General features: G+C 52.7%; 28 protein-coding genes. 9 read left to right on the forward strand and 19 right to left on the reverse strand.

Going from position 1 to position 23936, the window contains the following annotated elements:
• Window positions 1-97: 97 nt before the first annotated feature.
• Genes potD through potA form a run of 4 tightly spaced genes read right to left on the reverse strand, consistent with a single transcriptional unit; the run spans window position 98 to window position 3878 of the window.
• Window positions 98-1141, reverse strand: a complete 1044-nt coding sequence (gene potD / locus AC07WB_RS07570) for a spermidine/putrescine ABC transporter substrate-binding protein PotD (protein WP_494940260.1) — start codon at window positions 1139-1141, stop codon at window positions 98-100.
• Window positions 1142-1151: 10 nt separating this feature from the next.
• On the reverse strand, window positions 1152-1925 hold the full coding sequence (gene potC / locus AC07WB_RS07575; RefSeq protein ID WP_097094224.1) for a spermidine/putrescine ABC transporter permease PotC: 774 nt from the start codon (window positions 1923-1925) through the stop codon (window positions 1152-1154).
• Entirely contained in the window at window positions 1922-2782 is an 861-nt protein-coding gene (gene potB, locus AC07WB_RS07580) for a spermidine/putrescine ABC transporter permease PotB (protein ID WP_097094223.1), read from the reverse strand. The genes potC and potB overlap by 4 nt, the downstream gene beginning before the upstream one ends.
• Window positions 2766-3878, reverse strand: a complete 1113-nt coding sequence (potA, locus tag AC07WB_RS07585) for a spermidine/putrescine ABC transporter ATP-binding protein PotA (protein WP_494940261.1) — start codon at window positions 3876-3878, stop codon at window positions 2766-2768. Before potA ends, potB begins: the two co-directional genes overlap by 17 nt.
• 299 nt (window positions 3879-4177) lie before the next feature.
• Between potA and pepT the strand changes: the two genes are divergently transcribed.
• Window positions 4178-5407 (forward strand): peptidase T, encoded by a 1230-nt coding sequence (gene pepT / locus AC07WB_RS07590; RefSeq protein ID WP_097094221.1) that lies wholly within the window; start codon window positions 4178-4180, stop codon window positions 5405-5407.
• Window positions 5408-5615: 208 nt separating this feature from the next.
• Here the strand turns inward: pepT and AC07WB_RS07595 are convergent, their stop codons facing one another.
• From AC07WB_RS07595 to rluE, 8 genes are all read right to left on the reverse strand, one after another.
• The gene (locus tag AC07WB_RS07595) at window positions 5616-6737 is read right to left on the reverse strand and encodes a ribosomal protein uL16 3-hydroxylase (protein ID WP_494940262.1); all 1122 of its coding nucleotides are present in this window, start codon (window positions 6735-6737) and stop codon (window positions 5616-5618) included.
• 57 nt (window positions 6738-6794) lie between these two features.
• Complete coding sequence (gene phoQ / locus AC07WB_RS07600) at window positions 6795-8255, reverse strand: two-component system sensor histidine kinase PhoQ (RefSeq protein WP_097094219.1); 1461 nt, start codon at window positions 8253-8255, stop codon at window positions 6795-6797.
• 3 nt (window positions 8256-8258) lie between these two features.
• A complete protein-coding gene (phoP, locus tag AC07WB_RS07605; protein ID WP_097094218.1) occupies window positions 8259-8927 on the reverse strand; it encodes a two-component system response regulator PhoP in 669 nt (222 codons plus the stop codon).
• Window positions 8928-9049: 122 nt separating this feature from the next.
• A complete protein-coding gene (gene purB / locus AC07WB_RS07610) occupies window positions 9050-10420 on the reverse strand; it encodes an adenylosuccinate lyase (RefSeq protein ID WP_097094217.1) in 1371 nt (456 codons plus the stop codon).
• A gap of 44 nt (window positions 10421-10464) precedes the next feature.
• The gene (hflD, locus tag AC07WB_RS07615; protein WP_097094216.1) at window positions 10465-11106 is read right to left on the reverse strand and encodes a high frequency lysogenization protein HflD; all 642 of its coding nucleotides are present in this window, start codon (window positions 11104-11106) and stop codon (window positions 10465-10467) included.
• 36 nt (window positions 11107-11142) lie between these two features.
• Complete coding sequence (mnmA, locus tag AC07WB_RS07620) at window positions 11143-12255, reverse strand: tRNA 2-thiouridine(34) synthase MnmA (RefSeq protein WP_097094215.1); 1113 nt, start codon at window positions 12253-12255, stop codon at window positions 11143-11145.
• Between the two features lie 42 nt (window positions 12256-12297).
• Window positions 12298-12771: an NUDIX domain-containing protein gene (locus tag AC07WB_RS07625; RefSeq protein WP_097094214.1), complete on the reverse strand. Its 474-nt coding sequence runs from the start codon at window positions 12769-12771 to the stop codon at window positions 12298-12300.
• Window positions 12772-12801: 30 nt separating this feature from the next.
• Window positions 12802-13440: a 23S rRNA pseudouridine(2457) synthase RluE gene (gene rluE, locus AC07WB_RS07630; protein WP_370659778.1), complete on the reverse strand. Its 639-nt coding sequence runs from the start codon at window positions 13438-13440 to the stop codon at window positions 12802-12804.
• Between the two features lie 131 nt (window positions 13441-13571).
• On the opposite strand from rluE, the gene icd reads away from it, so the two are divergent.
• Window positions 13572-14822 (forward strand): NADP-dependent isocitrate dehydrogenase, encoded by a 1251-nt coding sequence (gene icd, locus AC07WB_RS07635; RefSeq protein WP_494940263.1) that lies wholly within the window; start codon window positions 13572-13574, stop codon window positions 14820-14822.
• A 480-nt stretch (window positions 14823-15302) separates the two neighbouring features.
• Here the strand turns inward: icd and AC07WB_RS07640 are convergent, their stop codons facing one another.
• A complete protein-coding gene (locus AC07WB_RS07640) occupies window positions 15303-16559 on the reverse strand; it encodes a mechanosensitive ion channel family protein (protein WP_097094210.1) in 1257 nt (418 codons plus the stop codon).
• A 205-nt stretch (window positions 16560-16764) separates the two neighbouring features.
• On the opposite strand from AC07WB_RS07640, the gene AC07WB_RS07645 reads away from it, so the two are divergent.
• Entirely contained in the window at window positions 16765-16962 is a 198-nt protein-coding gene (locus tag AC07WB_RS07645; protein ID WP_097094209.1) for a DUF6404 family protein, read from the forward strand.
• A 53-nt stretch (window positions 16963-17015) separates the two neighbouring features.
• Here the strand turns inward: AC07WB_RS07645 and AC07WB_RS07650 are convergent, their stop codons facing one another.
• Window positions 17016-17264 carry a CsbD family protein gene (locus AC07WB_RS07650; protein ID WP_097094208.1) on the reverse strand — a complete coding sequence of 83 codons (249 nt, stop codon included), beginning with the start codon at window positions 17262-17264 and terminating at the stop codon, window positions 17016-17018.
• A 181-nt stretch (window positions 17265-17445) separates the two neighbouring features.
• Between AC07WB_RS07650 and AC07WB_RS07655 the strand changes: the two genes are divergently transcribed.
• Window positions 17446-17652, forward strand: a complete 207-nt coding sequence (locus tag AC07WB_RS07655; RefSeq protein ID WP_097094207.1) for a DUF2767 family protein — start codon at window positions 17446-17448, stop codon at window positions 17650-17652.
• Window positions 17653-17672: 20 nt separating this feature from the next.
• Here the strand turns inward: AC07WB_RS07655 and AC07WB_RS07660 are convergent, their stop codons facing one another.
• Together AC07WB_RS07660 and AC07WB_RS07665 are read right to left on the reverse strand one after the other, a co-directional pair.
• Entirely contained in the window at window positions 17673-18224 is a 552-nt protein-coding gene (locus AC07WB_RS07660) for a hypothetical protein (RefSeq protein WP_494941057.1), read from the reverse strand.
• Between the two features lie 61 nt (window positions 18225-18285).
• Entirely contained in the window at window positions 18286-18615 is a 330-nt protein-coding gene (locus AC07WB_RS07665; protein WP_097097554.1) for a hypothetical protein, read from the reverse strand.
• A gap of 199 nt (window positions 18616-18814) precedes the next feature.
• On the opposite strand from AC07WB_RS07665, the gene AC07WB_RS07670 reads away from it, so the two are divergent.
• The 4 genes from AC07WB_RS07670 (at window position 18815) to AC07WB_RS07685 (ending at window position 20333) form a co-directional block, all read left to right on the forward strand.
• Entirely contained in the window at window positions 18815-18994 is a 180-nt protein-coding gene (locus AC07WB_RS07670) for a hypothetical protein (RefSeq protein WP_008108187.1), read from the forward strand.
• A 165-nt stretch (window positions 18995-19159) separates the two neighbouring features.
• On the forward strand, window positions 19160-19381 hold the full coding sequence (locus AC07WB_RS07675) for a YgdI/YgdR family lipoprotein (RefSeq protein ID WP_097094205.1): 222 nt from the start codon (window positions 19160-19162) through the stop codon (window positions 19379-19381).
• 132 nt (window positions 19382-19513) lie between these two features.
• Window positions 19514-19897 carry a hypothetical protein gene (locus AC07WB_RS07680; protein WP_097094204.1) on the forward strand — a complete coding sequence of 128 codons (384 nt, stop codon included), beginning with the start codon at window positions 19514-19516 and terminating at the stop codon, window positions 19895-19897.
• Window positions 19898-19919: 22 nt separating this feature from the next.
• Window positions 19920-20333, forward strand: coding sequence for a GNAT family N-acetyltransferase (locus AC07WB_RS07685; RefSeq protein ID WP_097094203.1), 414 nt, complete (start codon window positions 19920-19922; stop codon window positions 20331-20333).
• Here AC07WB_RS07685 and AC07WB_RS07690 read toward each other — a convergent pair whose 3' ends face one another.
• Window positions 20334-20996 carry an MBL fold metallo-hydrolase gene (locus AC07WB_RS07690; RefSeq protein ID WP_494940264.1) on the reverse strand — a complete coding sequence of 221 codons (663 nt, stop codon included), beginning with the start codon at window positions 20994-20996 and terminating at the stop codon, window positions 20334-20336. It lies immediately after the preceding gene.
• Between the two features lie 23 nt (window positions 20997-21019).
• Window positions 21020-21943, reverse strand: a complete 924-nt coding sequence (gene ldcA / locus AC07WB_RS07695; protein ID WP_494940265.1) for a muramoyltetrapeptide carboxypeptidase — start codon at window positions 21941-21943, stop codon at window positions 21020-21022.
• Window positions 21944-22106: 163 nt separating this feature from the next.
• Between ldcA and emtA the strand changes: the two genes are divergently transcribed.
• On the forward strand, window positions 22107-22736 hold the full coding sequence (gene emtA / locus AC07WB_RS07700; protein WP_097094200.1) for a membrane-bound lytic murein transglycosylase EmtA: 630 nt from the start codon (window positions 22107-22109) through the stop codon (window positions 22734-22736).
• An 80-nt stretch (window positions 22737-22816) separates the two neighbouring features.
• On the opposite strand, the gene AC07WB_RS07705 is transcribed toward emtA, so the two are convergent.
• A complete protein-coding gene (locus AC07WB_RS07705) occupies window positions 22817-23767 on the reverse strand; it encodes a sugar-binding transcriptional regulator (protein ID WP_097094199.1) in 951 nt (316 codons plus the stop codon).
• Window positions 23768-23936 lie beyond the last annotated feature (169 nt).

The raw sequence follows: 23936 nt of genomic DNA on the forward strand, positions 1-23936 counted from the left end.
GAGCTAAAAACAACCCTCTCCCGCTGAAGGCGTGAGCTATTTTAGAACCCTCTCCCGCTTGCGGGAGAGGGCAGGGTGAGGGGAATCACGCAGAGGACTAACGTCCCGCCTTCAATTTCTGAAACAACGTCTCATACTGCACGCTGGCATCACCCACATCGTTCTGCCACTCGCCGTTCTTGATCACCGCCTCAGAAGGATAGAGCGAAGGATCGTTCGCCACCTCCTGCGGCAGTAGCTTCTTCGCCGCCAGGTTTGGCGTAGGGTAGCCGATGGTTTCTGCCACTTTTGCCGCCACGTCTGGACGCAACAGGAAGTTGATTAGCTTTAACGCGCCCTCGCGGTTTTTCGCATTGGCCGGAATCGCCAGATTATCCATCCAGAAAATGCCGCCTTCCTGCGGCCAGATAATCTGTAGCGGCGTGCCGGCCTGGCGCGCAACGTAGGCTGATCCGTTCCAGATCATGCCCACATTCACTTCGCCTTCCATAAACGGATTGCCCGGATTATCGGAGTTGAAGGCCAGCACGTTCGGCATCAGCTTTTTCAACTCTTCATAGGCGGCTTCGATCTGTTGAGGATCGCGTGTATTACCGGAGTAGCCCAACTTGCGTAGTGCCATCTGGAACACTTCACGTGCATCGTCGGTCAGCAGCAGGCTCTGCTTGTACTCCGGCTTCCACAAATCGGCCCAGCGCGTAATGCTTTTGGCATCGATCTCATCAGTATTCACACCAATTGCCGTCGCGCCCCAGATATAGGGGATTGAGTAATCATTGTTGGGATCGAACGGTTTGTTAAGCAGGTTAGGATCGAGATTCTTAAAGTTGCTGAGCTGAGATTTATCAATCTTCTGCAGCATCCCCTCATTACGCATTTTGGCGACGAAGTACGTCGAAGGCACCACCAAATCATAGGCGCCATCTTTCCAGGTTTTCAGCTTGGCGTACATGCTCTCATTGGATTCGTAGGTGGAGTAAATCACCTTGATGCCGGTCTCTTTAGTGAACTGCTCCAGCAGTCCCGGCGGAACGTATTCCGTCCAGTTATAGAAGTAGAGCGTTTTACTGTCATCTGCCTGCGCGCCCTGCATGCCCAGTGCCAGCGCCCCAGCCGCTAGCCAGTGAGACCACTTTTTCATGGATAATCCTCTATTTAGTTTTATCACGGAGCAACAGCTGACTGAGCGCCACCAACAGTAGCGACAGCAGCAGCAAAATTGTCGCCAGCGCGTTCACTTCCGGTGACACGCCAACTTTAACCATCGAATAGATTTTTAGCGGTAAGATTTCAAAACTCGGGCCGGTGACGAACGAGGAGACCACTACATCGTCCATCGACAGCGTAAAGCTGAGGAGCCAACCCGCCGCGACCGCAGGCAGCGCCAGCGGCAGCAAAATTTTGCGCAAGATAGTGACTTCGCTGGCGCCGAGATCTTTTGCCGCCTCCAGCATACGCACATCAAAACCTTTCAGGCGCGAATAGACGGTGATCACCACAAACGGTAGACAAAAGGTGATGTGTGAGAACAGCAGCGACCAGAAACCAAGCGAAATGCCCAACAGCATAAACAGCACCAGCAGGGAAATCGCCATCACGATATCGGGCGACATCATCACCACAAATAGCATGCCGCTGACGAACGGTTTACCGCGGAAGCGATAACGATAGAGTGCAACAGCGGTTAGCGAGCCAATGATGGTTGCGCAGCTGGCCGACAGCACGCCCATCAGTAAGGAGTGCTGTGCGGCCTGAATCAGGCTGTCGTTATTCATCAACAGGCGATACCACTGAGTGCTGAAGCCCTGCCAGTTGATGCCAAACCGCGAGCTGTTAAAGGAGTTGACGATCAGAATAATGATCGGGATGTAAAACCAGGCGTAAATCATGGCCATGAAGCCGCCGCGTAGCCAGCGCGCCATCATTGCAGATCCACCTTGCTGTTTAGCATACGTGCCGCGCGCCAGTAGGCCAGCAGCATTAAACCCATTAACAGCGTCATCACGATACTGGTGGCCGCGCCAAACGGCCAATCGCGGATGTTGAGGAACTGGCTTTTTATGACGTTACCAATCAACAGGTTTTTCGCGCCGCCCATTAAATCGGAGACGAAGAACAGCCCCATCGCCGGGATAAACACCAGCAGGCAACCGGCGACAATCCCCGGCATGGTGAGTGGCAAAATAATGCGCAGGAACGTTTTCAGCTTGTTGGCACCGAGGTCACGTGCGGCTTCGAGGCAGGATTTGTCCAGCTTCTCGAGGCTGGAATAGAGCGGCAGCACCATAAACGGCAGCAGGATGTAAATCAGCCCGAGGATGACCGCTTCTGAGGTGTACATAATGCGGAAGGGTTTATCGATCACGCCGATCCACAGTAAAAACGCATTCAGCCAGCCGCGTGTGCTGAGAAAAATTTTCAGGCCGTAAATGCGGATCAGCGAGTTGGTCCAGAACGGGACAATCAGCAGGAACAGCATTAGCGCACGCATTCGTGCCGGCAATTTGGTCAGGCACCAGGCGAACGGATAACCGAGCAGCAGGCAGCACAGCGTGGCGATAAAGGCCATGTTCAGCGAGTGCAATAACACATCGGCGTAGAGTGGATCGAGCAGGCGCGTGTAGTTATTGAGGGTAAAGGCCATGCTGACAAAATGCGCATCGTCGCGCGTCAGGAAGCTGGTGACGAAAATCATCAGGTTGGGCAGCAGCACAAATAGCGTCAGCCAGCTGACGATCAGGGCGACAATCACTTTCTGTAGACGATTACGCATCCGTTTCATACGGCAGCACCACCTCCCAGTTCGGCACCCAGCTGACGGCCATTTTCTGGTTCAGCGAATGGTCAAAATCGGGATCGTCTTCGTTGAAAAATTCGCTCACCGTGAGCAGCTTACCGTTCTCCAGCTCAACGGTGGATTCCAGCGTCATGCCTTTATAGTTGCGTTCACGCACGTAGCCAATCAGATTGTCGCTGCGGCTGTCGTGATCGATCTCCTCCACGCGCAGATCTTCCGGGCGCAGCAGGACATGCAGCCGATCGCCGAGCTTCACCGCAAAATCACAGTGGAGGTCACATTCCCGGCCTTCAACCCGCGCGCGGATGCTGGGGGCATTATCGCTGTTGAGCACCTCGGCATCGAACACGTTAATCTCGCCGATAAAGCGCGCGACAAACAGGTTGGCCGGTTCTTCATAGATTTCGCGCGGCGTGCCGTCCTGTTCAATGCGGCCATCGCGCATCACCACGATACGATCTGACATGGTCAGCGCTTCTTCCTGATCGTGGGTAACGAAAACAAACGTGATGCCGAGCTTGCGCTGCAGCGCTTTCAGCTCATTTTGCATCTGACGACGCAACTTATAATCCAGCGCTGAGAGCGACTCGTCCAGCAGCAGCACTTTCGGGCGGTTGACCACCGCGCGCGCAATCGCCACGCGCTGCTGCTGCCCGCCTGAGAGCTGATGCGGACGGCGATCGGCAAAGCTCTCCAGCTGCACCATCGCCAGCGCATCGTTGACGCGTGTGGTGATCTCGGCCGCCGGGGTTTTCTGCATGCGCAGGCCAAAAGCCACGTTTTCAAACACCGACATGTGTGGAAACAGCGCATAGCTCTGAAACACGGTGTTGATATGGCGATGTTCAGCCGGCAAATCGGTAATGTCGTTATCATCAAGGATGATGCGACCGTGGTCGGCCTCTTCCAGCCCGGCTATCAGGCGCAAGATGGTGGTTTTTCCGCAGCCGGAGGGGCCGAGCAGCGTGATAAATTCGCCGTGACGGATGGTCAGGTCGAAGTCAGAGATGATGGTTTTGCCATCGAAAGCTTTACTGATGCCAGAAAGCGTAACCAGCGCGAGATCGCGTGTTTGCGTCATTTTAGTCACTCAGTCTGATGGTGAATCAGGTTACAGCATAGCCGCTGAAGACGACATGCCGTGATGAAGGGCGCGATAATACCGCAAAAATGCGTCAGCGCCATGTTTTGCCACGGATTTACCTTGAAAACGCTGAAAAATGCCGGAGTATGCGTATCGGATATGTCGAACAGGCGACAGTGTGCAAATTTTCAGCGCAAAAGACGTTGAGAGAGCTAACCTGAAGGATAATGATTTGACGCAACATGGTGGTGTTAAGCCGCCATGATAATGATGCAGGTTCTTTAGAGGGATGACAAATGGATCAATTACTTGAGCGTTTTCTCAGTTATGTGGCAGTAGAAACTCAGTCAAAACCTCAGGCGCGTCAGGTGCCCAGCAGTGAAGGGCAGTGGATCCTGGCACGTCAATTACAGGAAGAGCTGATTGCACTTGGATTTGTTGATGTTTCATTGAGTGACCACTGCTGCGTTATGGGCACGCTGCCGGCCAACGTCGACTGGGCTACCCCGGTGATCGGCTTTATTTCGCATATGGATACCTCACCGGATTTCACAGCCAAAAACGTTAATCCACAGATTATTGAAAACTATCGCGGTGGCGACATTGCTTTAGGCATCGGCGATGAAGTTCTGTCGCCGGTGATGTTCCCAATCCTGCATAAACTGGTGGGTCATACGCTGATCACCACCGACGGTAAAACCCTGCTTGGGGCGGATGACAAAGCCGGCATCGCCGAGATCATGACGGCGATGGCGCGCCTGGCGAACAGTGATATTCCGCACGGCGCGATCCGTGTGGCGTTTACTCCTGATGAAGAGATCGGCCGCGGTGCTTCGCACTTCGATGTAGAAGGTTTTGCCGCCGATTGGGCCTATACCGTTGACGGTAGCGATCTCGGAGAATTCGAGTTCGAGAACTTCAACGCGGCGACCGCGATGGTGAAAATCACCGGTAATAATGTGCATCCGGGCAGCGCTAAAAATGTGATGGTCAATGCGCTGGATCTGGCGATGCGTTTCCACGCGGAGCTACCGCCAAAGGAGAAGCCGCAATATACCGATGGCTACGAAGGCTTTTTCCATTTGCATACCATTAAAGGCACGGTTGAGCATGCCGAGCTGATGTATCTGATTCGTGATTTCGATGCGGATAGCTATGACAAACGCAAGCAGCTGCTGGAAGAGATCGGACAGCGCGTCAGCAAAGGGTTGCAAAGCGAGTGTTCGGTGAAAGTGGAAATTACCGACAGCTATCGCAATATGCGCGAGAAGGTTGAACCGCATCCGCATATCATTGAGTTAGCGCTCCAGGCGATGCGCGATTGCGGCATTGAACCAAACGTCAAACCGATTCGCGGCGGCACTGACGGCTCTGCACTGTCGTGGAAAGGTCTGCCATGCCCGAACCTGTTCACCGGCGGATATAACTATCACGGCAAGCACGAGTTCGCTTCGCTTAATGTCATGGCGCAGTCGGTAGAGGTGATTGTGCGTTTGGCTGAGCTGGCGGGGCAGAAGAAAGGGTAGCAACAGGATGCGCACAAATGCGCATCCTACAACCTTGTCTGGCTGCCATAAATGGCGTAATGCTAACCAGTTAAGTTAAGCGTGAATCGGTCACCATAAATGGTGACCCTACGTGGATATGGCTGGGTTTTCGTAGGGTGCGCATTCATGCGCACCAACATAAAAAGGCCTTTTTTTGCACATCCTTCATGGCGACCCAATAACGGCCTTATTCGCCGAAGAACCAATATCCGCTATTCACCAGCGCAGCCAGCTGCGCCAGCATTGAGGGATCGTCCAGCGCATCGCCAAAATCTTCCAGCGTCAGCACATGATGATGTGCCAGTGCCGCCAGCACTTGCGGATGGGTGCAGCTGATCGATTCGCCGTTTACGAACACGGTATCGCCCAAGGTTAATACGCGCAGGCCACCAAGACGCGTCAGCGCGTCGCCCTGTTGCAACGCATCATAGATTTCATCCGGCTGATAAGGCGGTTCCGGCGGTGCGATATCCAGCTCGTGACGCGATTGGGAAATAAACTCGCCAAACCACTGGTTAAACTGCTCCGGCTGATTAATGACATCCATCATCACTTGGCGGATGCCTTCCAGCTCTGACGGCAAGATTTGCGATGGGCAATCACGCGACGGCACATCCGGATCGCTATAGCGATAGCTACCCAACTCGTTGGCCAGCATATGATCGGCAAAGCCGCTGATCAGCTCGCGACCATTTGGCGCGCGGAAGCCCACCGAATAGTTGATAGCATTTTCCAGCGAGTAGCCTTCATGTGGGAATCCAGGCGGAATATAGAGAATATCGCCGGGCTCCATCTCTTCATCAATGATGGCGTCAAACGGTTCAACCTGCAGCAGATCCGGGTGCGGACAGTGCTGTTTCAACGGCACTTTCTCACCTACGCGCCAGCGACGACGACCGGTACCCTGAATAATAAACACGTCATACTGGTCGAAATGCGGGCCAACGCCGCCGCCGGGCACGGCAAAGGAGATCATCAGATCGTCAACACGCCAGTCAGGCAAAAAACGGAACGGGCGCATCAGCGCGGCAGAAGGTTCATGCCAGTGGTTTACCGCCTGTACCAGCAGTGACCAATTGCTCTCACCAAGATGATCGTAGCTTTCAAACGGGCCATGACTGACTTGCCATTTGCCATTGTTATGGCTAACAAGGCGGCTATCCACCTCATTTTCCATCGCCAAACCGGCCAGCTCATCAGGAGAAATAGGATCTACGAAGTTTTTGAAACCCCGCTTGAGCACTACCGGGCGTTTCTGCCAGTAGCGCTGAATAAAATCGGGCCAGTTGATGTCGAGCTGATAGTCCATACGAGGATTCCGTTTGCGGCAAAGAATGAAGGCAAGTATAACAGCCTGCGTCCCTTTCTACTCGCGGTGATGCTCACCTTCCTGACGTTGAAAAATCACTTCCATGCGTGCGCCGCCGAGCGGGCTGGTGGTGGCAATCACCTGACCTGCATACTGTTCGAGGATATCGCGTACCACGGCTAAACCTAACCCCTGGCCGGGACGCAGGGTATCGGCGCGCTGACCGCGCACGAAAATCAGATCGCGTTTGCTTTCCGGAATGCCAGGGCCATCATCGTCGATAAACAGATGCAGCGCTTTATCGGTTTGGCGGGCGGTGACTTCAATAAATTCCAGGCAATATTTGCAGGCGTTATCCAGCACGTTGCCCAGTACTTCCATAAAATCGTTTTGATCGCCGATAAAGGTCAGCTCAGGTGAAATGTCCAGGGTGATCTCCACGCCTTTGCGCTGATACACCTTATTCAACGCCGAACACAGGCTATCGAGCAATGCCGATACCGAATGCACATCGCGCTGCAACGGATTGTGGTCGGCCTGCATGCTGGCACGATGCAGGTAATAACCAATTTGCTGCGAGATACGGCTGATCTGTTCCAGCATCACCGGCTCGGCTTGTTCCACCGTCAGCTCTTTGCCGCTGCGTAACGAACGCAGCGTACTTTGCAGCACCGCTAACGGGGTTTTCAGGCTGTGCGTCACGTCCGAAAGCGTGGTGCGATAGCGCGTATAGCGCTGGCGTTCATTGGTCAGCAGCAGGTTGAGATTTCGCACCAGGCTCCGCAATTCCAGCGGCGGGTTATCATCAAGATTTTCGCGGTGGCCCGTTTCCAGCTCGCGCACCTGCGAGGTGAGATCGCCAATCGGCCGCAAACTCCAGTGCGCCGCCAGCCACAGCAGGGGAATGACCAACAGCAGATTGGCGGCCAGCACATAGCTAAACCACGACCACACCACATCGGAATGCTGCAGTTCCTGCGGGATTGAATCGACAACCACGATCGTCAGCGCGGGTAAATTGGTGGTGGCATCGTAGCGATTCACCGCCACCGAGTGCGTAAAGGTGTCGTTGCTGTCACTGTCCAGCGCGTGCAGTCGCTCTTTTGCTAGTGGGTTATTGCCCATCGCCGCCATGCTGGTGCTGTTGTTGGTATCGATTTCGTAAAAGTCAGGCTTAAGCAGCCACTCGCGGCGAATCTTTTTACGAATATCAGGCACATCGCGCTGTTGCCACAGCAACTTGCCATGCTCATCGTAAATAAACACCAGCGTAGGGAAGTTGAGCGTCATACGCTCAGGCTGGCCGATGGTGAGTTTATTGTCTTGCCACTGTGCCAGCGTGAAGAACAGATTGCTCTCGCCACGCATCACGCGATAGGTGTTTTTATCGAAGCTGACAACATAGCCCACCACCGCCACCATGCCGTAAGAGAGCGATAAAAACAGGACAATCGCGGCGGTTGCCAGCAGAAAGCGGGCACGCAGCGAGAAGGGGCGAAAGCGCTGGAACCACGTCATAAATTAGAGATCAAAGCGATAACCCTGGCCGCGCACGGTGTTAATCACTTCGGTCGGATAGAGGGAAAGAATTTTTTTACGCAGACGTCCCATCAATACATCAATGGTATGGCTTTCGCGCAGTTCGGCATCCGGATAAAGCTGCAGCATTAGGGAATCTTTACTGACCACTTTACCGGCATTGCGAATCAAGGTTTCAACGATGGTGTATTCAAACGCGGTCAGTTTGACCGGCTCATCCTGCACAGTCAGCTCGCGGCGTGATAAATCCACCTGGAATGGCGGCATGGAGATGATTTGTGAAGCATGTCCGCTGTTGCGACGCATCAGCGCCTGCAAGCGAGCAGCCACTTCTTCAATATGGAACGGCTTGGTGACATAGTCATCGGCACCGGCTTCCAGCGCTTCGACTTTCGCCTGCCAGCCTTCACGGGCGGTTAATACCAGAATAGGTTGGCGGACGGCATCGCTTCGCCAGCGACGAATCAACGACATGCCATCTTCGTCGGGTAAACCCAGATCGACCAGGGCGATATCAGGGATATGCTCTTGCAGGAAATAGTCAGCTTCTTTGGCATCTTCTGCGGCATCGACCTGATGGCCCATTTCACGCAGTTGCACGGCGAGATGATGGCGCAGCAGTGCGTTATCTTCCACAACCAGAACACGCATAGTATTTCCTTAGCTTCCGACTCAATAATGATGGAGAAAAGTATATGCGAAGCCAGCTAAACAAGAGATCAACGTTTGTTAATAGAGGCGTGCCCAACATTGAACACGCCTGTTGTTGAGATTTACTGCAAATCATCAACCATCTGAATCGCACGGCCAAGGTAGTTGGCTGGCGTCATCTGCTTCAGACGCACTTTCTCCTCTTCCGGCAGCGCCAGGCTATCAATGAAGGCCTGCATACCGGCGGCATCAACACGTTTACCGCGCGTCAGCTCTTTCAGCTTCTCGTACGGTTTTTCGATGCCGTAACGACGCATCACGGTTTGAATCGGCTCAGCCAGCACTTCCCAGTTGTGATCCAGCTCATCCAATAGACGATCGCGGTTCACTTCCAGCTTAGAGATGCCTTTCAGCGTGGCTTGATAGGCGATCAGTGCATAACCGATGCCAACGCCCAGGTTACGCAGCACGGTAGAATCGGTGAGGTCACGCTGCCAGCGGGAAACCGGCAGTTTGCTGGCCAGATGCTGCATCATCGCGTTGGCCAATCCGAGGTTGCCCTCGGAATTTTCGAAGTCAATCGGGTTCACTTTGTGCGGCATGGTTGATGAACCGATTTCACCAGCGATAGTTTTCTGCTTGAAGTGGTTCAGCGCAACGTAGCCCCAGATATCACGATCAAAGTCGATGAGAATGGTGTTGAAACGCGCGATGCAATCGAACAGTTCTGCAATATAGTCGTGCGGTTCAATCTGCGTGGTGTACGGGTTCCACGTGATGCCCAGCGAAGTGACAAACTGCTCGCTAAGCTGATGCCAATCAACTTCCGGATAGGCAGAGAGGTGAGCGTTGTAGTTGCCGACGGCACCGTTGATTTTGCCCAGCACTTCAATTTTGCTCAGCTGACGCAGCTGGCGTTCCAGACGGTACGCCACGTTTGCCATCTCTTTACCCATGGTCGACGGTGTAGCCGGCTGGCCGTGGGTACGCGACAGCAGCGGAATGTCGCGATATTCGTGCGCCAGGCCTTTTACGGCATCGATGAGTTTATTCCAGAACGGCACAATCACATCGCGACGTGCCGTTTCCAGCATCAGCGCATGCGAGAGGTTATTAATATCTTCAGAAGTACAGGCGAAGTGGATGAATTCAGACACCGCATGCAGCGCGGGCACATCGGCCACTTTCTCTTTCAGGAAATACTCCACGGCTTTTACGTCGTGGTTGGTGGTGCGCTCGATGGTTTTGATGCGTGCGGCGTCTTCTTCGCTGAAATTGGCGACAATAGCATCAAGGAAAGCGTTTGCGTCGGCATCAAATGCAGGAACTTCCTTGATCTCTACAGTCGTGGCCAGTTTTTGTAACCAGCGAACCTCAACCTCAACGCGGAATTTCAGCAATCCAAACTCGCTGAAAATGGCGCGCAGTGGGCTGACTTTATCGCCGTAACGACCATCGACAGGTGAAACGGCGGTCAGAGAGGATAATTCCATCAGTGCAACTCCTGAATCGTTTAACAATGATGCCGGGGCAGCGCTTAATACGCCGGGCCCAGGCGGGATAAAATGGTTTTCGCTTCACCCAGCAATCGCTGGCGCGAGAACATCAGCTGCAGACGGCCACCGCCAACCTGCTGCCACAATACTGCAGAGCGAATACCAGCCAGCAATGCGGCGCGCACTTTACTCTGCACTTGAGAATTCTGTAATACCTGCGGCGATCCGGTTACCTGAATGCGCGGCCCCAATGGGCTAATCACATCCACGTAAATCCCAGCCATGGCGCTGGTGATGGTATCGGACTCCAGCTCATAATGCGCCAGCTGACGATCAAGCTGGCCGATACGCTGTGCCAGCGTATTCAACGCGCTTTTGTTGCCGTGAAGCTTGCGCTCCAGCACCATCATGCTCAGGGTGTAGCGCGTCAGTTCCGCACCCGCGCCCTGGCGGCTGCTGCTGTTCAGCACCGCCATCAGGGTTTCTAACCCCAATTTCAAATTGGCTTCGTCATTGCCATATACCGCCAGCGTCGAACCGGGGTTGAGATCGAGCAGACTGCGCAGCGACACGTTCAATGCATGGGTGTTGCATTGCCCCTGATGCGCAAGCTGTTGCACTACATGTGCGGCCTGGCAAACGCCGGCCAACGCCAGCGTAATCTCATAATAGTTCTTAGCCACGCTTAACTCCTGTCATCGCGTCGGACAGCCCCGACCTTAGGCTTCTGCCAAAGGCAGGCGTTGTTCGATAATACCGCCACCAAGGCACACTTCGCCGAGATAGAACACGGCAGATTGGCCAGGCGTGACGGCCGCAACCGGCTCGTCAAATCGGACTTCAATACGGTCGTCGCCGTGCGGAATGATTTCGCAGGGAATATCGGTTTGACGATAGCGGGTTTTTACCGTGCAGCGTAGCGGGGCCGCGATAGGCTGACGATTGACCCAATGCAGCTGCTGGGCAATCAAGCCGACCGACATCAGGCGCGGATGGTCGCCACCTTGCGCCACGATCAGGCGATTGCGCGCCACATCTTTGTCGACCACATACCAGGGATCGTCGTTGCTCTCTTTACGACCACCGATACCCAAGCCTTTACGCTGGCCGAGCGTGTGATACATCAGGCCCTGATGTTCACCAACGATTTCGCCGTCAACGGTTTCAATCTCACCCGGCTGGGCTGGCAGATAGCGGCCAAGGAAATCGCGGAATTTGCGCTCGCCGATAAAGCAGATGCCGGTGGAGTCTTTTTTCTTCGCCGTGATGAGATCGAGCTGCTCAGCGATGCGGCGTACTTCCGGTTTCTCCAGTTCGCCAACCGGAAACAGACTTTGTGCGATCTGCTGGTGGCTCAGGGTATAGAGGAAGTAGCTCTGATCTTTATTGCCGTCGAGGCCGCGCAGCAGGTGACTCTGACCGTCAACATCCTGACGGCGCACATAGTGGCCAGTGGCGATGAAGTCTGCGCCGAGATCGTCTGCCGCGAATTCGAGAAAAGCTTTGAACTTGATCTCTTTGTTGCACAGGATGTCAGGATTCGGCGTGCGTCCCGCTTTGTACTCTTCCAGGAAGTGTTCGAACACGTTGTCCCAGTACTCGGCGGCGAAGTTAATTTTGTGCAGTTTGATGCCGAGTTTGTCACACACGGCTTGTGCGTCAGCCAGATCATCGGCGGCGGTGCAATACTCCTCGCCGTCGTCTTCCTCCCAGTTCTTCATGAACAGGCCTTCCACCTGATAGCCCTGCTGCTGCAGTAACCAGGCGGAAACGGAAGAATCGACGCCGCCGGACATCCCGACGATCACTTTTTTCTGGCTGTTGTCAGACATGACGCACTCTTAAATTACGATAAAAACAGGCGGCGCATTCTATCATGCAGAAGCGGGGCGCGCACCCTCATGAAACGGCCACTGGAACGGCGCGACCAGTTGCAGCGGATAACGCGCGCCTTGTTGCCACAGTCGTACGCTCTCTGCCACCAACGGCGACCGCAGGCGATTGGCCGTCAGAATCTGCTCTGGCGGCAGCCACCAGCAGCAATCGATGTCGCGATCGTGCGGTGAGGTTTCCACTTTTTCCGCCAGATCGAGGCCAAACAGGAAACGCACAAAAGGTGTATCGTCCGGCGCAATCCACTGCTGCACGCCGAGAAAATAGTCGGGTTGGGCATCAATGCCCGTCTCTTCAAACAGTTCGCGCTGCGCTGCTTCGAGCAGGGTTTCATCGGCTTCAAGATGACCCGCTGGCTGGTTCCAGGTAATACGGCCGTGTACACGCTCTTCTACCACCAGTAAATGTCCCTGGGCCTGCACAATACAGGCGACCGTTACATGAGGTTTAAACATCCTTCCTCCAAAATTGTTAACTAAAAGTTATTAAACGGCGGCGCTGATATCGCGCCATTCGCCCGGTGATAAATCGCCTAACTGGTGCTCACCCATCGCAAAGCGAATCAGGCGTAACGTAGGGAAACCAATGTGCGCGGTCATACGACGTACCTGCCGATTGCGCCCTTCAAATAACGTGATTTTCAGCCAGCTGGTGGGGATGGCTTTGCGCTCACGAATCGGCGGCTGGCGTGGCCACAGCCACGCTGGCTCGGTCACTAATTCAATTCCCGCCGGTAAGGTTGGACCATCATTCAGCGTCACGCCGTGACGTAACAGGGATAAATCTGATTCCTGCGGCGCACCTTCAACCTGCACAAAATAGATCTTCCCGGTGCGCTTGCCGGGCTGCGTCAGCTGGGCCTGCAGCGCGCCATCGTTGGTTAAAATCATCAACCCTTCGCTGTCGCGATCGAGGCGGCCTGCGGCATAAACGTCACTTACCGGCACAAAATCTTTCAGCGTGCGGCGTCCAGCCTCATCGCTAAATTGCGGTAAAACATCGAAAGGTTTGTTAAAGAGTATGACGCGTCTTGGGCCTTTCGGACGGGTATCTCGGCGCACAGGCTTACGCGTTGGGGCGTTAGCACGCTTATCCTGGTGAATTCGTTGAGAAGTTTTTCGCATGGGCTTTGCAGTCGGAAACATTCGGCGCATTATAGCGCGAAACTACGGTGATTGGCGTAGCGGAAATAATCAAGTAGTATTGACCCGCATCTTACAAATCATTAACAAAAAATCGCTCGAAGGAGAGGTTGATGGAAAGCAAAGTAGTTGTTCCGGCGGAAGGTCAAAAAATCACCCTGGATCAGGGAAAACTGAATTTTCCGAATAACCCGATTATTCCTTACATTGAAGGTGACGGTATCGGCGTTGATGTTTCCCCGGTAATGTTGAAAGTGGTTGATGCCGCTGTGAAGAAAGCCTACAACGGCGAGCGAAAAATTTCCTGGATGGAAATTTACACCGGCGAAAAATCAGTAGAACTCTACGGCCAGGACGTCTGGCTGCCGCAAGAAACCCTCGATTTAATCAAAGAGTACCGCGTTGCCATTAAAGGCCCGCTGACTACCCCAGTTGGTGGCGGTATTCGTTCCCTTAACGTTGCGCTGCGCCAGGAGCTGGATCTGTACGTGTGTCTGCGTCCGGTTCGCTACTACAAAGGCACACCAAGCCCGGTTAAGCGTCCAGAAGATACCGATATGGTGATCTTCCGTGAAAACTCAGAAGATATCTATGCAGGTATCGAGTGGAAAGCGGGCACGCCTGAAGCCGATAAAGTGATCAAGTTCCTGCGTGAAGAGATGGGCGTGAAGAAAATTCGCTTCCCAGAGCAGTGCGGTATCGGCGTTAAGCCTTGCTCGGAAGAGGGTACTAAACGTCTGGTGCGCGCAGCGGTAGAGTACACCATCACCAACGATCGTGATTCTCTGACGCTGGTTCACAAAGGCAACATCATGAAGTTCACCGAAGGTTCTTTCAAAGACTGGGGCTACCAGTTAGTGAAAGAAGAGTTCGGCGGCGAGCTGATCGATGGCGGCCCGTGGATGAAGTTTAAGAACCCAAACACCGGTAAAGAGATCATCGTTAAAGACGTGATCGCCGATGCCTTCCTGCAGCAGATCCTGCTGCGTCCTGCTGAATACGACGTTATCGCCTGTATGAACCTGAACGGCGACTACATCTCTGATGCCCTGGCGGCACAGGTTGGCGGTATCGGTATCGCACCGGGCGCAAACATCGGTGACGAATGCGCGCTGTTCGAAGCGACGCACGGTACAGCACCTAAGTATGCTGGTCAGGACAAAGTGAACCCAGGTTCAGTGATTCTGTCAGCAGAAATGATGCTGCGTCATCTGGAGTGGTTCGAAGCGGCTGACCTGATTGTGAAAGGTGTTGAAGGCGCTATCGCTAACAAAACCGTGACTTACGATTTCGAACGTCTGATGGACGGCGCTAAGCTGCTGAAATGTTCAGAGTTTGGTGACGCAATCATCAATAACATGTAATTTGCCTGACGGCAGAAAACATAACGGGAGCCAGTGGCTCCCGTTTTTTATTCACGTGTTAGAATGAGTTTGCGAAATTATAAAATTTTTTCTGATAAATAATGGGTTTTGTTAATACTTACTTTTTCTTCTTTAATAAAAAATCACTCACGATAAATGCCACGACAAGATATACAGCTGATGAAATTAACGCATATTCTGGCCAGTAGCGGGCAGCAATAACGGCAAAAATAACGGCAGTTAGTATGGGCAGGCGAACGCCAAATAATTCCCATATGAAATCCTGAAGCCAGGCTTTATAGGTTTTTTCATGATGCAACGTTTAGAATAATAGAGACTCTATCTCCTGCTTTTTGACCGGTAAAAACATCAAAAACTTCCTCAATATGAATTTCTATCATAACGTTATTGATCATATTCCCCCACAGCTTTGTTGTTTATCCTGACAACAGGGAGCCAATGGCTCCCGTGATGTTGATATCATCCAGTCTGCTGCTCATCTGAATTTGTCGTCTGCGCACGCGCTTGCGACAGCCGCCAGAAATCGCTACCGCCTGGATGTTGGTACATTCGCAATGAAAATTGACCGATAATCGCATAGATATACTCGAAAATGGCCGATTGTGAATTCTCGTAGTCAACCCATAGCACCGATGAGGTAAAGCAGTACACCTCCACCGGCAGGCCTTCAGGTGAAGGTTTCATCGCTCGCACTACGATATACATATCTTTTTTAATATCGTCGCGCTGCGACAGCCACGCCGTCAGGTATTTGCGAAAAACGGTTAAATTGGTGATGCCGTTTTCCGCAAACCAGCGCTCATTGACCGCATTCGTATCGCGCCCATCCATCAGCGCGGAAAGCTGTTCACTGACGCCGCGAATCTGGCTCATCTGCTGCACCATGTCGTGATCGAGAAAACGGATCGACATCTGATCGAGATGGAAGCTGCGCATAATGCGGCGCGCACCCGATGAGAACATCGCTTGCCAATTGGTATAGGTTTCTGTGAGGAAGTTTTTAGTTGGGATGCGCGACAGCGTGTTGTCCCAGTTGCGGATCGTAATAGTATGCAGCGCAATATCGATCACTTCGCCGCTGATCCCGTTATCGGGCATTTCAATCCAGTCACCCAGCTGCAGCACGTCATTTGATGACACCTGAATATTTGCTACCAATGACATTAGCGTATGCTGGAACACCAACATTAATACCGCAGCCACCGCACCCAAACTGGAAATGATAATCACCGGTGATTTATTCGACATAATCGCCAGAATCATGATCGCCGAAATAATGTGCACCAGAATTTTACCGATCTGAATATAGCCTTTGATCGAGTGATTCTTACGTTTGGCTTTTTTCGAGTAGGAGTTATTAACAATCTCCAGCACTTCGGTAAAGAACAGCGATAAATACACGAAGAACAGAATGCCGCAGATGGTCTTGATCGCGATTAACAGATGTTCGGGCAAATCCGGCATAAACTGCAGCAGATAATAGACCGTAATCACTGGAATGAAATTGGAGAGCTTTTCAGATAAGCGGACATCTTTATCGAGCGGCACTTCATTCTTGTGCGCGCTGAAGAACACCTTTCTGACCACTTTAACGATAAAGAATTTGCAGATTAGATGGGCGATCATGCCAGCGACCATCAGGATTAGCAGGCTAAAAGCGGCAGACAATACCGTATTGCCCTCAATAAAATTTTGGATATTACTTAAAAAAGTCATTTCAACCACATACCGGACAGTGTTGAGGAGAATTCAAACATAATTGGCGTCAAGGGCGATATGCGACGCGTGCGTAATACGCTACCTGGCTGCGGGTTTACAATCCCTTTCCTGGAAGTTTGAAACAGCTAGCATTTAAACATTAACGGTAGTGTGCGTTATCTCATAAACCGCTATCTTCATCGCATTCGTGAGAGGAGGCGGTATGCAAGGTGTCATTAAGTTCGTCAAAGGTTGGCTGCTGTTTTCGCTGCTGTGGGGCATTTTTATGTGGTTTGTCTCCTGGCAAGCGCAGGGTAAAGAGATGGGCATGGTAATTGTGATGAGCTTATATGCGGGATTAATTTATCAGGCGTTAATGACCATGGTGGCGCGCTATAAAGCACGACGTGCACAGATCTGATGAGAAATGAAGACTGATGAGTAACGGGGCCCTGGAGGCCCCGTTTTGACGGATTATTTCCGTCCGAGCAGGAAACCGACAATCACGCCAATGCTGGCCGCCACGGCCAGGCCGGTCGCTGGATTATCACGCACCGATTTCACCACACAATCCGCTGCATCCTGAACCGCATAGCTGGCCTGAGAGGGATAACGGCGCGCTGCGCCTTTCGCTTGCTGACGGCGTGAACCGGTGACTTCGCCAAATTTTTCCTGAACGGCACCCGCCGCTTCGTTCAATTTTGCTTCCGCTTTATCGCTCATGTTAACTCCCTGATAGTGGTGGATGTCTTACTTAGCGTAGTCAGAGAAACTGCAGTCAGCAAATGACGCAGCGGGAAAGGTTGTAACAGCAATTTGCAGTAAGCAAAAATTCTGTCCAGACTAAAAAGCGGTCAAGTGCATTCAGCACGCAGGTTAACGGGCGATTCAAAGCGGAGGAATCATGAAGCGCGATGTATTAAACGAAGACGATTATGATGAAGTATGCCGCGTGATCGGCGATGCCGTCATTGTATTAACCGAACTGGGACATGAAACCCGTCGGGCGGAAATCACCAGGCTGCTGCAACGTACACGTCATCAGCGCGCCCATGATGAGCGTGATGAACAGCGTATGTTAGAGCACGCCATTCGGCTGGTTAAGCCGTAATCTACTGATCCACGATATGGTTAGCTTTTATCTCGATACGCCGGATACCAGCTGACAAAAAAATGGCGCAGATGATCAAAACACCACTCCGCATCCTCGGCTTGCTGGCAGTAATAGCGCAACGTCACTTTTTCATAGTGCCGATGCCGAAGGTGAAGCGGTGACCAGCCCCAATCCAGCACGGCGCGCGCATAATTGATTAACGTTCCACTCTGCATGTTGTGCTGCTTTTCCTGACGACTCAGGTAAACCTCAAATGCCTGATCGAGGCTTTGTGTCTCTTTACGGCTGGCAGTGGATAGGGTTGGGCGAAAGGCGATATCGATAAAACCGCATACGCCATCCTCACGCCGCTGCCAGTCGCAGGCCAGCGTCATGAATAAGCCGTCCTGCAAATTGACCTCTTCGAGCAAGCGCCGCATATTTTCGGAATACTTTCCCGCAGCGATCTCGTCAATGCGACCGGTTTCTAACGTGAGGTCAAATCCGCAGGGATTCACCGAACCATCCACATTGGTGGTGGCAGGGAAGGGGAAATCGATATAACCGTTATTATCCAGACTTTTTTCCATCATGCAGGTCCGCAGCGTGAGATGGGCAGACAATAAACCATCTCATGTCGCAACGCACGGCTTAAGGGCACGTCCAGGTAATCATGGTGTTCTGATAAGGATTGATCAGGCGAAACTGTTTATCCGATAAACGCTGGGCATAGAAGCCTTCGGCAGTAATGGCCGAGGGCACATACTGAAAGCGATCGGTGGAGTGCAGCGTACCGCTTTGGACTTTTACCCCATCGCGCGTAACGGCAAAGGCGTTGACCAAATCGAAGATTCGCGCCTGGGTATTGCCCATCGACTGACCATAAATTGTCGAAACCTCACCAGGACAGTCGACACCTTTTGGTGTCGAACTGCAGCCAGCTAAAACGAAAAGGGTGAGTACAACTGTGATTCGCCACATGAGCACCTGCTTCATTCCCTGGTTTGCCATGGCACGCCAATGCGTACTGATAACTGGATCATAGCAGGTCTGACGCTGCTTCCCATTTGTCATTTGTATAATCGTTAAGCGGAAGAAATGTAAAGGGGTGACTTTACTAGCTGATAAACGGTATTCTTGCCAGCGTTGCGCACCGGGTAAGCAAAACAAGGGTAAATGAATGAAAGAAGAAGAAGCGAGTTTAATGATTCTTCAGCACGCGATCGACAAATTAGAAGCCGACAAAAAAAAGCAGGTCATGAACTGCGTAGCGGCCATTCAGGAAGTGATGCAGCGTTTTGAAGCCGAAGAGGCCGGCCTGGCCTTGATGTTAGTCGCCGCACAGGTGGCTGCAGAGTAAATCCTCTCTCCCTCGTCTCACCATAAATTCTCTCAAATAGCTTTGCTGCTGCTCAGTCGACAAGACTGATGCCCAGCAGCAAAGCTATTACGTATTAATCTTTCTCCTGGTTTTCTTTCAGACAGTCTGTGCTACACCTGTTTGTGAATCCAAAAGGAGGATGAGATGAAAAAGACACTGTTTTTAGTGGGTACTTTTAGCCTTGGCCTGCTGCTGGCGGGTTGTGCATCCGATCACGTCTTGCATACCACTGATGGTCAAACCATTGTGGTTCAGGGTAAGCCGAAGGTCGATGACGATACCGGCATGATTACTTACAAAGATATTGACGGTAAAGAACAGCAGATTAATCGCAATCAGATCAAAGACATGAACTCGATAAACTGACCTTTCCAGTTTGATTTTTTTTAGTGCGGCCCGCGTCCTGCAGGCCGCTTGCCTTCATCATCCCCACAAATGTGTTACCCTTCTGCACGAAAATCCCAACGAAATCATCATTTAACCTCAGCGGAGAATCCAATGAAGGCGATAGTTATGGCCGTTGGCGTGCTGGCTTGTCAGATTGCGCCCGCCTGGAGCGAAACCGAATATCAAATCACGTGTCCGGGTCGTCCTACCATGACGGTATCACGTGCCGAGTACGGACTGAGCACCCTGATGTGGCCTGCGCGTCATTTTCAAATTGCTGCCGGGCAGCAGCGGACCAGCCTGAAAGAGGGTGACAAGGTTTCCATCACCCGTTTTCGCAATGGCGATCAGTTGATTGTGAACAAAAATAATCAAGAGACCTTTTTCGTCTACGCAGACAGCGATAAGCTGTTGCCCTGCAGTCGCACGGAAAAACGCGACGCGGAAATCCTTTCACTGGAACGTTATGACGATAGCGCCCGCCCAAACTCGTGATTGCCATTACAAGGAGCTCGTTATGCAACTCAGCATTACCGATAGCGTCTCTCATCAGGATCTTGATGAAGTCCGCCTTGGCCTCAACACCTACAATAGTCGCTTCATTAACGTTGATGAGTTAAAACCGATTGGCGTGTTTATTACCGATGCATCGGGCCGTAAACAAGGTGCATTAACCGGTTCCACTTATGGCAACTGGTTACGCATCGATATGCTGTGGGTCAGTGATGAACTGCGCGGGCAAGGGGCAGGCAGTCAGTTAATTCTGGCGGCAGAAGAGGAAGCGCGTGCGCGCGGCTGCCGCTATGCGCAAGTTGATACCGCCAGTTTCCAGGCGCGTCCGTTTTACGAGAAGCTGGGCTATACGTTACGGCTGAGCCTTGATCATTATCCCCGTCATCATCAGCGTCACTATCTCAGCAAAACGCTGTAGTTAAATCAGCTGCCGCTGACGCAGATCCAGCGGCGACTGTTCTGCTTCATCAATCGCTGCCAGCCAGCTTTGCAAGTTCACCTTTGCCCATGAAAGATGTCCGCGCGTGGTGCTCATCAACACCACATCGGGTCGCAAAGAGCGATAGAGCTCCAGCGACTGCTGCAGCTCAGTAAGGTTACTCTCCGGCATCAGTACGCTGATCCAGCGATTGTAGTCACGCGTGAGCGTATCACCCACAAACAGATAGGTATGACCCAGCGGGGAGCGATAAAGATAGCTGCTGCTGCCGGGCGTATGGCCGGGCGTCGGCAGCAGATGAAAATCGCCGAAATGCGTCTCTTGCTGGGTAAAGGTTTCATCTGGCTCGATAACCAAACTCACCGGACCCAGCGAACGGCTGTGGCAGTAGAGCGCGCTATTAAAGCGTTGCTGAATGGCGCGCGCGCCGGGTGCCGCTTCATGCCAGTGCGTGAAATAGTGACGAATCACGCCACCCGCATCGTCGAGAAATTCGTGGTCGAATGGATGCTCCACGCGACCAATTAATAAATTGCCGCGCGGATGGCGCAGCATAAAGCCATGCATCATTAAATCGCTTGCCGTTTGTTCGGCAGGGAATTCTGGCGTGGAGATCCACAAATCGTCGTACAGTGGCTTCATTGTCGGTCTCCTGCGGCAAAACGTTAGCGCAATGTCGGGTGGCCGGTGAAGGCGAGCTGTGCTTCTCCGCTCTCAATCTGCAACGTGGCGCTGGCACCCAGCGGCAGCGTCACGGTATCAGCATCGTGACCAAATGCCAGATCGCTAATCACGGGGATGTGGTACTCATCTCGGACGCGCTGCCAGACGGTGGAAAAATCAAAACCATTGTCGTAGGCCGACAGCGACGTACTGGTAAAGCTGCCGGTGATAATTGCTTTCTGGCGCGGCAAAATGCCACTCTGCTGTAGCTGAATCAGCATGCGTTCAATGCGGAAGGGATGTTCATTAACATCCTCGATCACCAAAATCCCGCCTTCGATCTGCGGCATCCACGGCGTACCAATCAGCGAGCAAATCATGGCCAGATTGCCACCCCATAACTTACCGTGCCAGCGGCCGCGATCCGGACTCTCACTTGGCCAGCTAACGTTGACTGTAGGTGAAGTTAGCGCTTGCCAAAAGTGGTACTGAGTAAATTCAGATAAAGCCTCTGCGCCGAAATTGCCCGCCAGCATTGGCCCACTGAAAGTAATCAAGCCCGTTTGCGCCAGCAATGCCAGCTGAATGGCGGTGAAATCGCTGTGTCCACATAGCGCCACTGGCTGATTGAGCAAGCGACGTTGCAGGCCGATATAATCAATCTTATCGAGCAAACGCGATGCGCCATACCCGCCGCGCACTGCCAGCATGATATCGGGCAGAGGTTCCAGTGTTGCCAACTCATTGATATCATTCAGCCGCTGCGCATCATCGCCGGCAAAACGTTGATAGCGGCGAGTAATCGTGGATTGATTCTGCAGATGATGGCCTGCGGCCTGTAAACGACTGACCGCGCGCTGGGCGGCATCCTGATTGTGGCAATAGCCGGAAGGGGCGATTAAACGTAGCGTGCGGGGCGTGAACATAACTTCCATCCTGCTGTCTATTTGCCTGCCGATGATGACGAAATGCGTTAACGAAGTCACGGCGGCATAAGGTTTTTTACCGATTTAGGATAAACGGTAATTTTGCATCGCGCTGCGCCAGGTATGATAGCTTGCGCCAACCCTATTGCGGAACCAAAAATCAGTGAAAATTCGCCTACTTATGCTTTCTGCACTGTTGCTAGCTGGCTGTTCAAGCGAGCCGGAGAAACCGGCACTGCCCGAGAAGAATACGCCATTAACGCAGGCACCCCCCTCGAAAGTAAATGATGCATGGTCAATGTTTACCGAAGATGCCGCCAGTCATTATGGCGTTGATGAGAAGTTAATCAGCGCCATTATTAGTGTCGAATCCGGAGGCAATCCCACCGTAGTGAGCCGCTCCAATGCGGTTGGTTTAATGCAAATTAAGGCTTCGACCGCCGGCCGTGAAGTTTATCGTACGCAGGGCCGTCGTGGTCAGCCATCCTCTTCAGAGCTGCGCGATCCGGCAAAAAACATCGATATCGGGGCCGCGTATCTGAAAATTCTGCAGGATTCAGCGTTAGCCGGCATTCGCGATCCGCTGACGCTGCGTTACGCCACCATTGTTTCCTATGCGAATGGTGCGGGTGCGCTGCTGCGCACCTTCTCGCGTGACCGCGATCGTGCCATTGCGATGATCAACGCCATGACGCCGGACGAGTTTTACCAACACGTACAGAACAAACATCCGGCGGCGCAGGCCCCGCGTTATCTGTGGAAAGTCACCACCGCGTACCGCACCATCGGTTAATGTACCGTAGGGTCGCCATTCATGGCGACCCGGTTAACAACCGCAATATTCATGGCGACCTGGTTAACAGCCGCACCACATTAACCCTCTGCCAATAATCGCGCCGTCGGATAATCGACAATCAACACCTGTACATAGCCGCCGCGCAACGCGCCGCGAATCGCCTGCGCTTTCTCTTTGCCGCCGGCGAGTGCCACCACTTGCGGACAGCGTTTAACCTGCGCCAGCTCCATACCAATCACCGGATCTTCTGCCGCGCTCAGCACCGGCTGACCATCGGCATCGAAATAGTGCAGGCAAATATCACCCACCGCGCCACGCTCGGCCAGCGTGCGCAGCATCTCGCCGTCGTAATAGTTGCCGGAGTTACGCAGCAGGGCGGATGGCTCAAGATCGCCAATGCCGACAATCGCCAAATCCACCTGGTCAAACTTCTCCAGTACCACCGCCACCTCGGGATTAACCGACAAACGCTGGCGATCCTGCACCGAATGCTCAATCGATTGCGATGGCAAAAGCCATGCTGGACAGTTCAGCAGCGCCGCCAGATTTTGCGTCAGGATCGTCGCCTGCACGTTGCCATTGGCGCCAACCCCGCCCAGCAGCTGAATCACCCCTTTGCAGGGGGCGCTCAGCGGATGCAGCGCATCCACCATAGCGCGGATGGTGCCGCTCCATGACGAAATGCCAATCAGCTCATCGGCGCGCAGACGCGTTTCCAGATAGTGCGCGGCAGCGGAACCGATCGCCTGTTTGATCTGCAAAGCCGATGCCTGATCCGGCACATCCACCACAATTACCTGCGGCAGTTGATACCGTTGCTCAATGGCTTTTTCCAGTTCGGGAAACACGTTGGCAGGCGGCACAACGCTTATCTTCACCACGCCTTCTTTCACGCTGCGATTGAGAATACGTGACACGAAGGATTGTGACAGCTTCAGCAGCTGCGCAATGTCGGACTGCTTCCTGCCTTCCACGTAATAGAGCGTGGCGATTTTCACCATCAGCCGCTGTTCATCCTGTTTTGCCATGGTTTTTTCTCTCTCTTAACCTGCCTGGTATTGTTAATCAGCCGCTGATAAATAACAACGCAGAACATTTTGTGATCGTTTTCGCTTTTTAAACATCGCGCATTGGACGTGCTCATTAAGGCAGCGCATAGTCACTATGCATATAAAATCATAATTGAATATATATTCA

The organism is Pantoea sp. GW821-FHT03E06, from assembly GCF_059420725.1.

Excerpts from the sequence above, each read along its gene's own strand:
- potD (WP_494940260.1), bottom strand. The coding sequence starts at position 1,141 with ATGAAAAAGTGGTCTCACTGGCTAGCGGCTGGGGCGCTGGCACTGGGC.
- potC (WP_097094224.1), bottom strand. The coding sequence starts at position 1,925 with ATGATGGCGCGCTGGCTACGCGGCGGCTTCATGGCCATGATTTACGCC.
- potB (WP_097094223.1), bottom strand. The coding sequence starts at position 2,782 with ATGAAACGGATGCGTAATCGTCTACAGAAAGTGATTGTCGCCCTGATC.
- potA (WP_494940261.1), bottom strand. The coding sequence starts at position 3,878 with ATGACGCAAACACGCGATCTCGCGCTGGTTACGCTTTCTGGCATCAGT.
- pepT (WP_097094221.1), top strand. The coding sequence starts at position 4,178 with ATGGATCAATTACTTGAGCGTTTTCTCAGTTATGTGGCAGTAGAAACT.
- AC07WB_RS07595 (WP_494940262.1), bottom strand. The coding sequence starts at position 6,737 with ATGGACTATCAGCTCGACATCAACTGGCCCGATTTTATTCAGCGCTAC.
- phoQ (WP_097094219.1), bottom strand. The coding sequence starts at position 8,255 with ATGACGTGGTTCCAGCGCTTTCGCCCCTTCTCGCTGCGTGCCCGCTTT.
- phoP (WP_097094218.1), bottom strand. The coding sequence starts at position 8,927 with ATGCGTGTTCTGGTTGTGGAAGATAACGCACTGCTGCGCCATCATCTC.
- purB (WP_097094217.1), bottom strand. The coding sequence starts at position 10,420 with ATGGAATTATCCTCTCTGACCGCCGTTTCACCTGTCGATGGTCGTTAC.
- mnmA (WP_097094215.1), bottom strand. The coding sequence starts at position 12,255 with ATGTCTGACAACAGCCAGAAAAAAGTGATCGTCGGGATGTCCGGCGGC.
- AC07WB_RS07625 (WP_097094214.1), bottom strand. The coding sequence starts at position 12,771 with ATGTTTAAACCTCATGTAACGGTCGCCTGTATTGTGCAGGCCCAGGGA.
- rluE (WP_370659778.1), bottom strand. The coding sequence starts at position 13,440 with ATGCGAAAAACTTCTCAACGAATTCACCAGGATAAGCGTGCTAACGCC.
- icd (WP_494940263.1), top strand. The coding sequence starts at position 13,572 with ATGGAAAGCAAAGTAGTTGTTCCGGCGGAAGGTCAAAAAATCACCCTG.
- AC07WB_RS07640 (WP_097094210.1), bottom strand. The coding sequence starts at position 16,559 with ATGACTTTTTTAAGTAATATCCAAAATTTTATTGAGGGCAATACGGTA.
- AC07WB_RS07645 (WP_097094209.1), top strand. The coding sequence starts at position 16,765 with ATGCAAGGTGTCATTAAGTTCGTCAAAGGTTGGCTGCTGTTTTCGCTG.
- AC07WB_RS07650 (WP_097094208.1), bottom strand. The coding sequence starts at position 17,264 with ATGAGCGATAAAGCGGAAGCAAAATTGAACGAAGCGGCGGGTGCCGTT.
- AC07WB_RS07655 (WP_097094207.1), top strand. The coding sequence starts at position 17,446 with ATGAAGCGCGATGTATTAAACGAAGACGATTATGATGAAGTATGCCGC.
- AC07WB_RS07660 (WP_494941057.1), bottom strand. The coding sequence starts at position 18,224 with ATGGAAAAAAGTCTGGATAATAACGGTTATATCGATTTCCCCTTCCCT.
- AC07WB_RS07665 (WP_097097554.1), bottom strand. The coding sequence starts at position 18,615 with ATGTGGCGAATCACAGTTGTACTCACCCTTTTCGTTTTAGCTGGCTGC.
- AC07WB_RS07670 (WP_008108187.1), top strand. The coding sequence starts at position 18,815 with ATGAAAGAAGAAGAAGCGAGTTTAATGATTCTTCAGCACGCGATCGAC.
- AC07WB_RS07675 (WP_097094205.1), top strand. The coding sequence starts at position 19,160 with ATGAAAAAGACACTGTTTTTAGTGGGTACTTTTAGCCTTGGCCTGCTG.
- AC07WB_RS07680 (WP_097094204.1), top strand. The coding sequence starts at position 19,514 with ATGAAGGCGATAGTTATGGCCGTTGGCGTGCTGGCTTGTCAGATTGCG.
- AC07WB_RS07685 (WP_097094203.1), top strand. The coding sequence starts at position 19,920 with ATGCAACTCAGCATTACCGATAGCGTCTCTCATCAGGATCTTGATGAA.
- AC07WB_RS07690 (WP_494940264.1), bottom strand. The coding sequence starts at position 20,996 with ATGAAGCCACTGTACGACGATTTGTGGATCTCCACGCCAGAATTCCCT.
- ldcA (WP_494940265.1), bottom strand. The coding sequence starts at position 21,943 with ATGTTCACGCCCCGCACGCTACGTTTAATCGCCCCTTCCGGCTATTGC.
- AC07WB_RS07705 (WP_097094199.1), bottom strand. The coding sequence starts at position 23,767 with ATGGCAAAACAGGATGAACAGCGGCTGATGGTGAAAATCGCCACGCTC.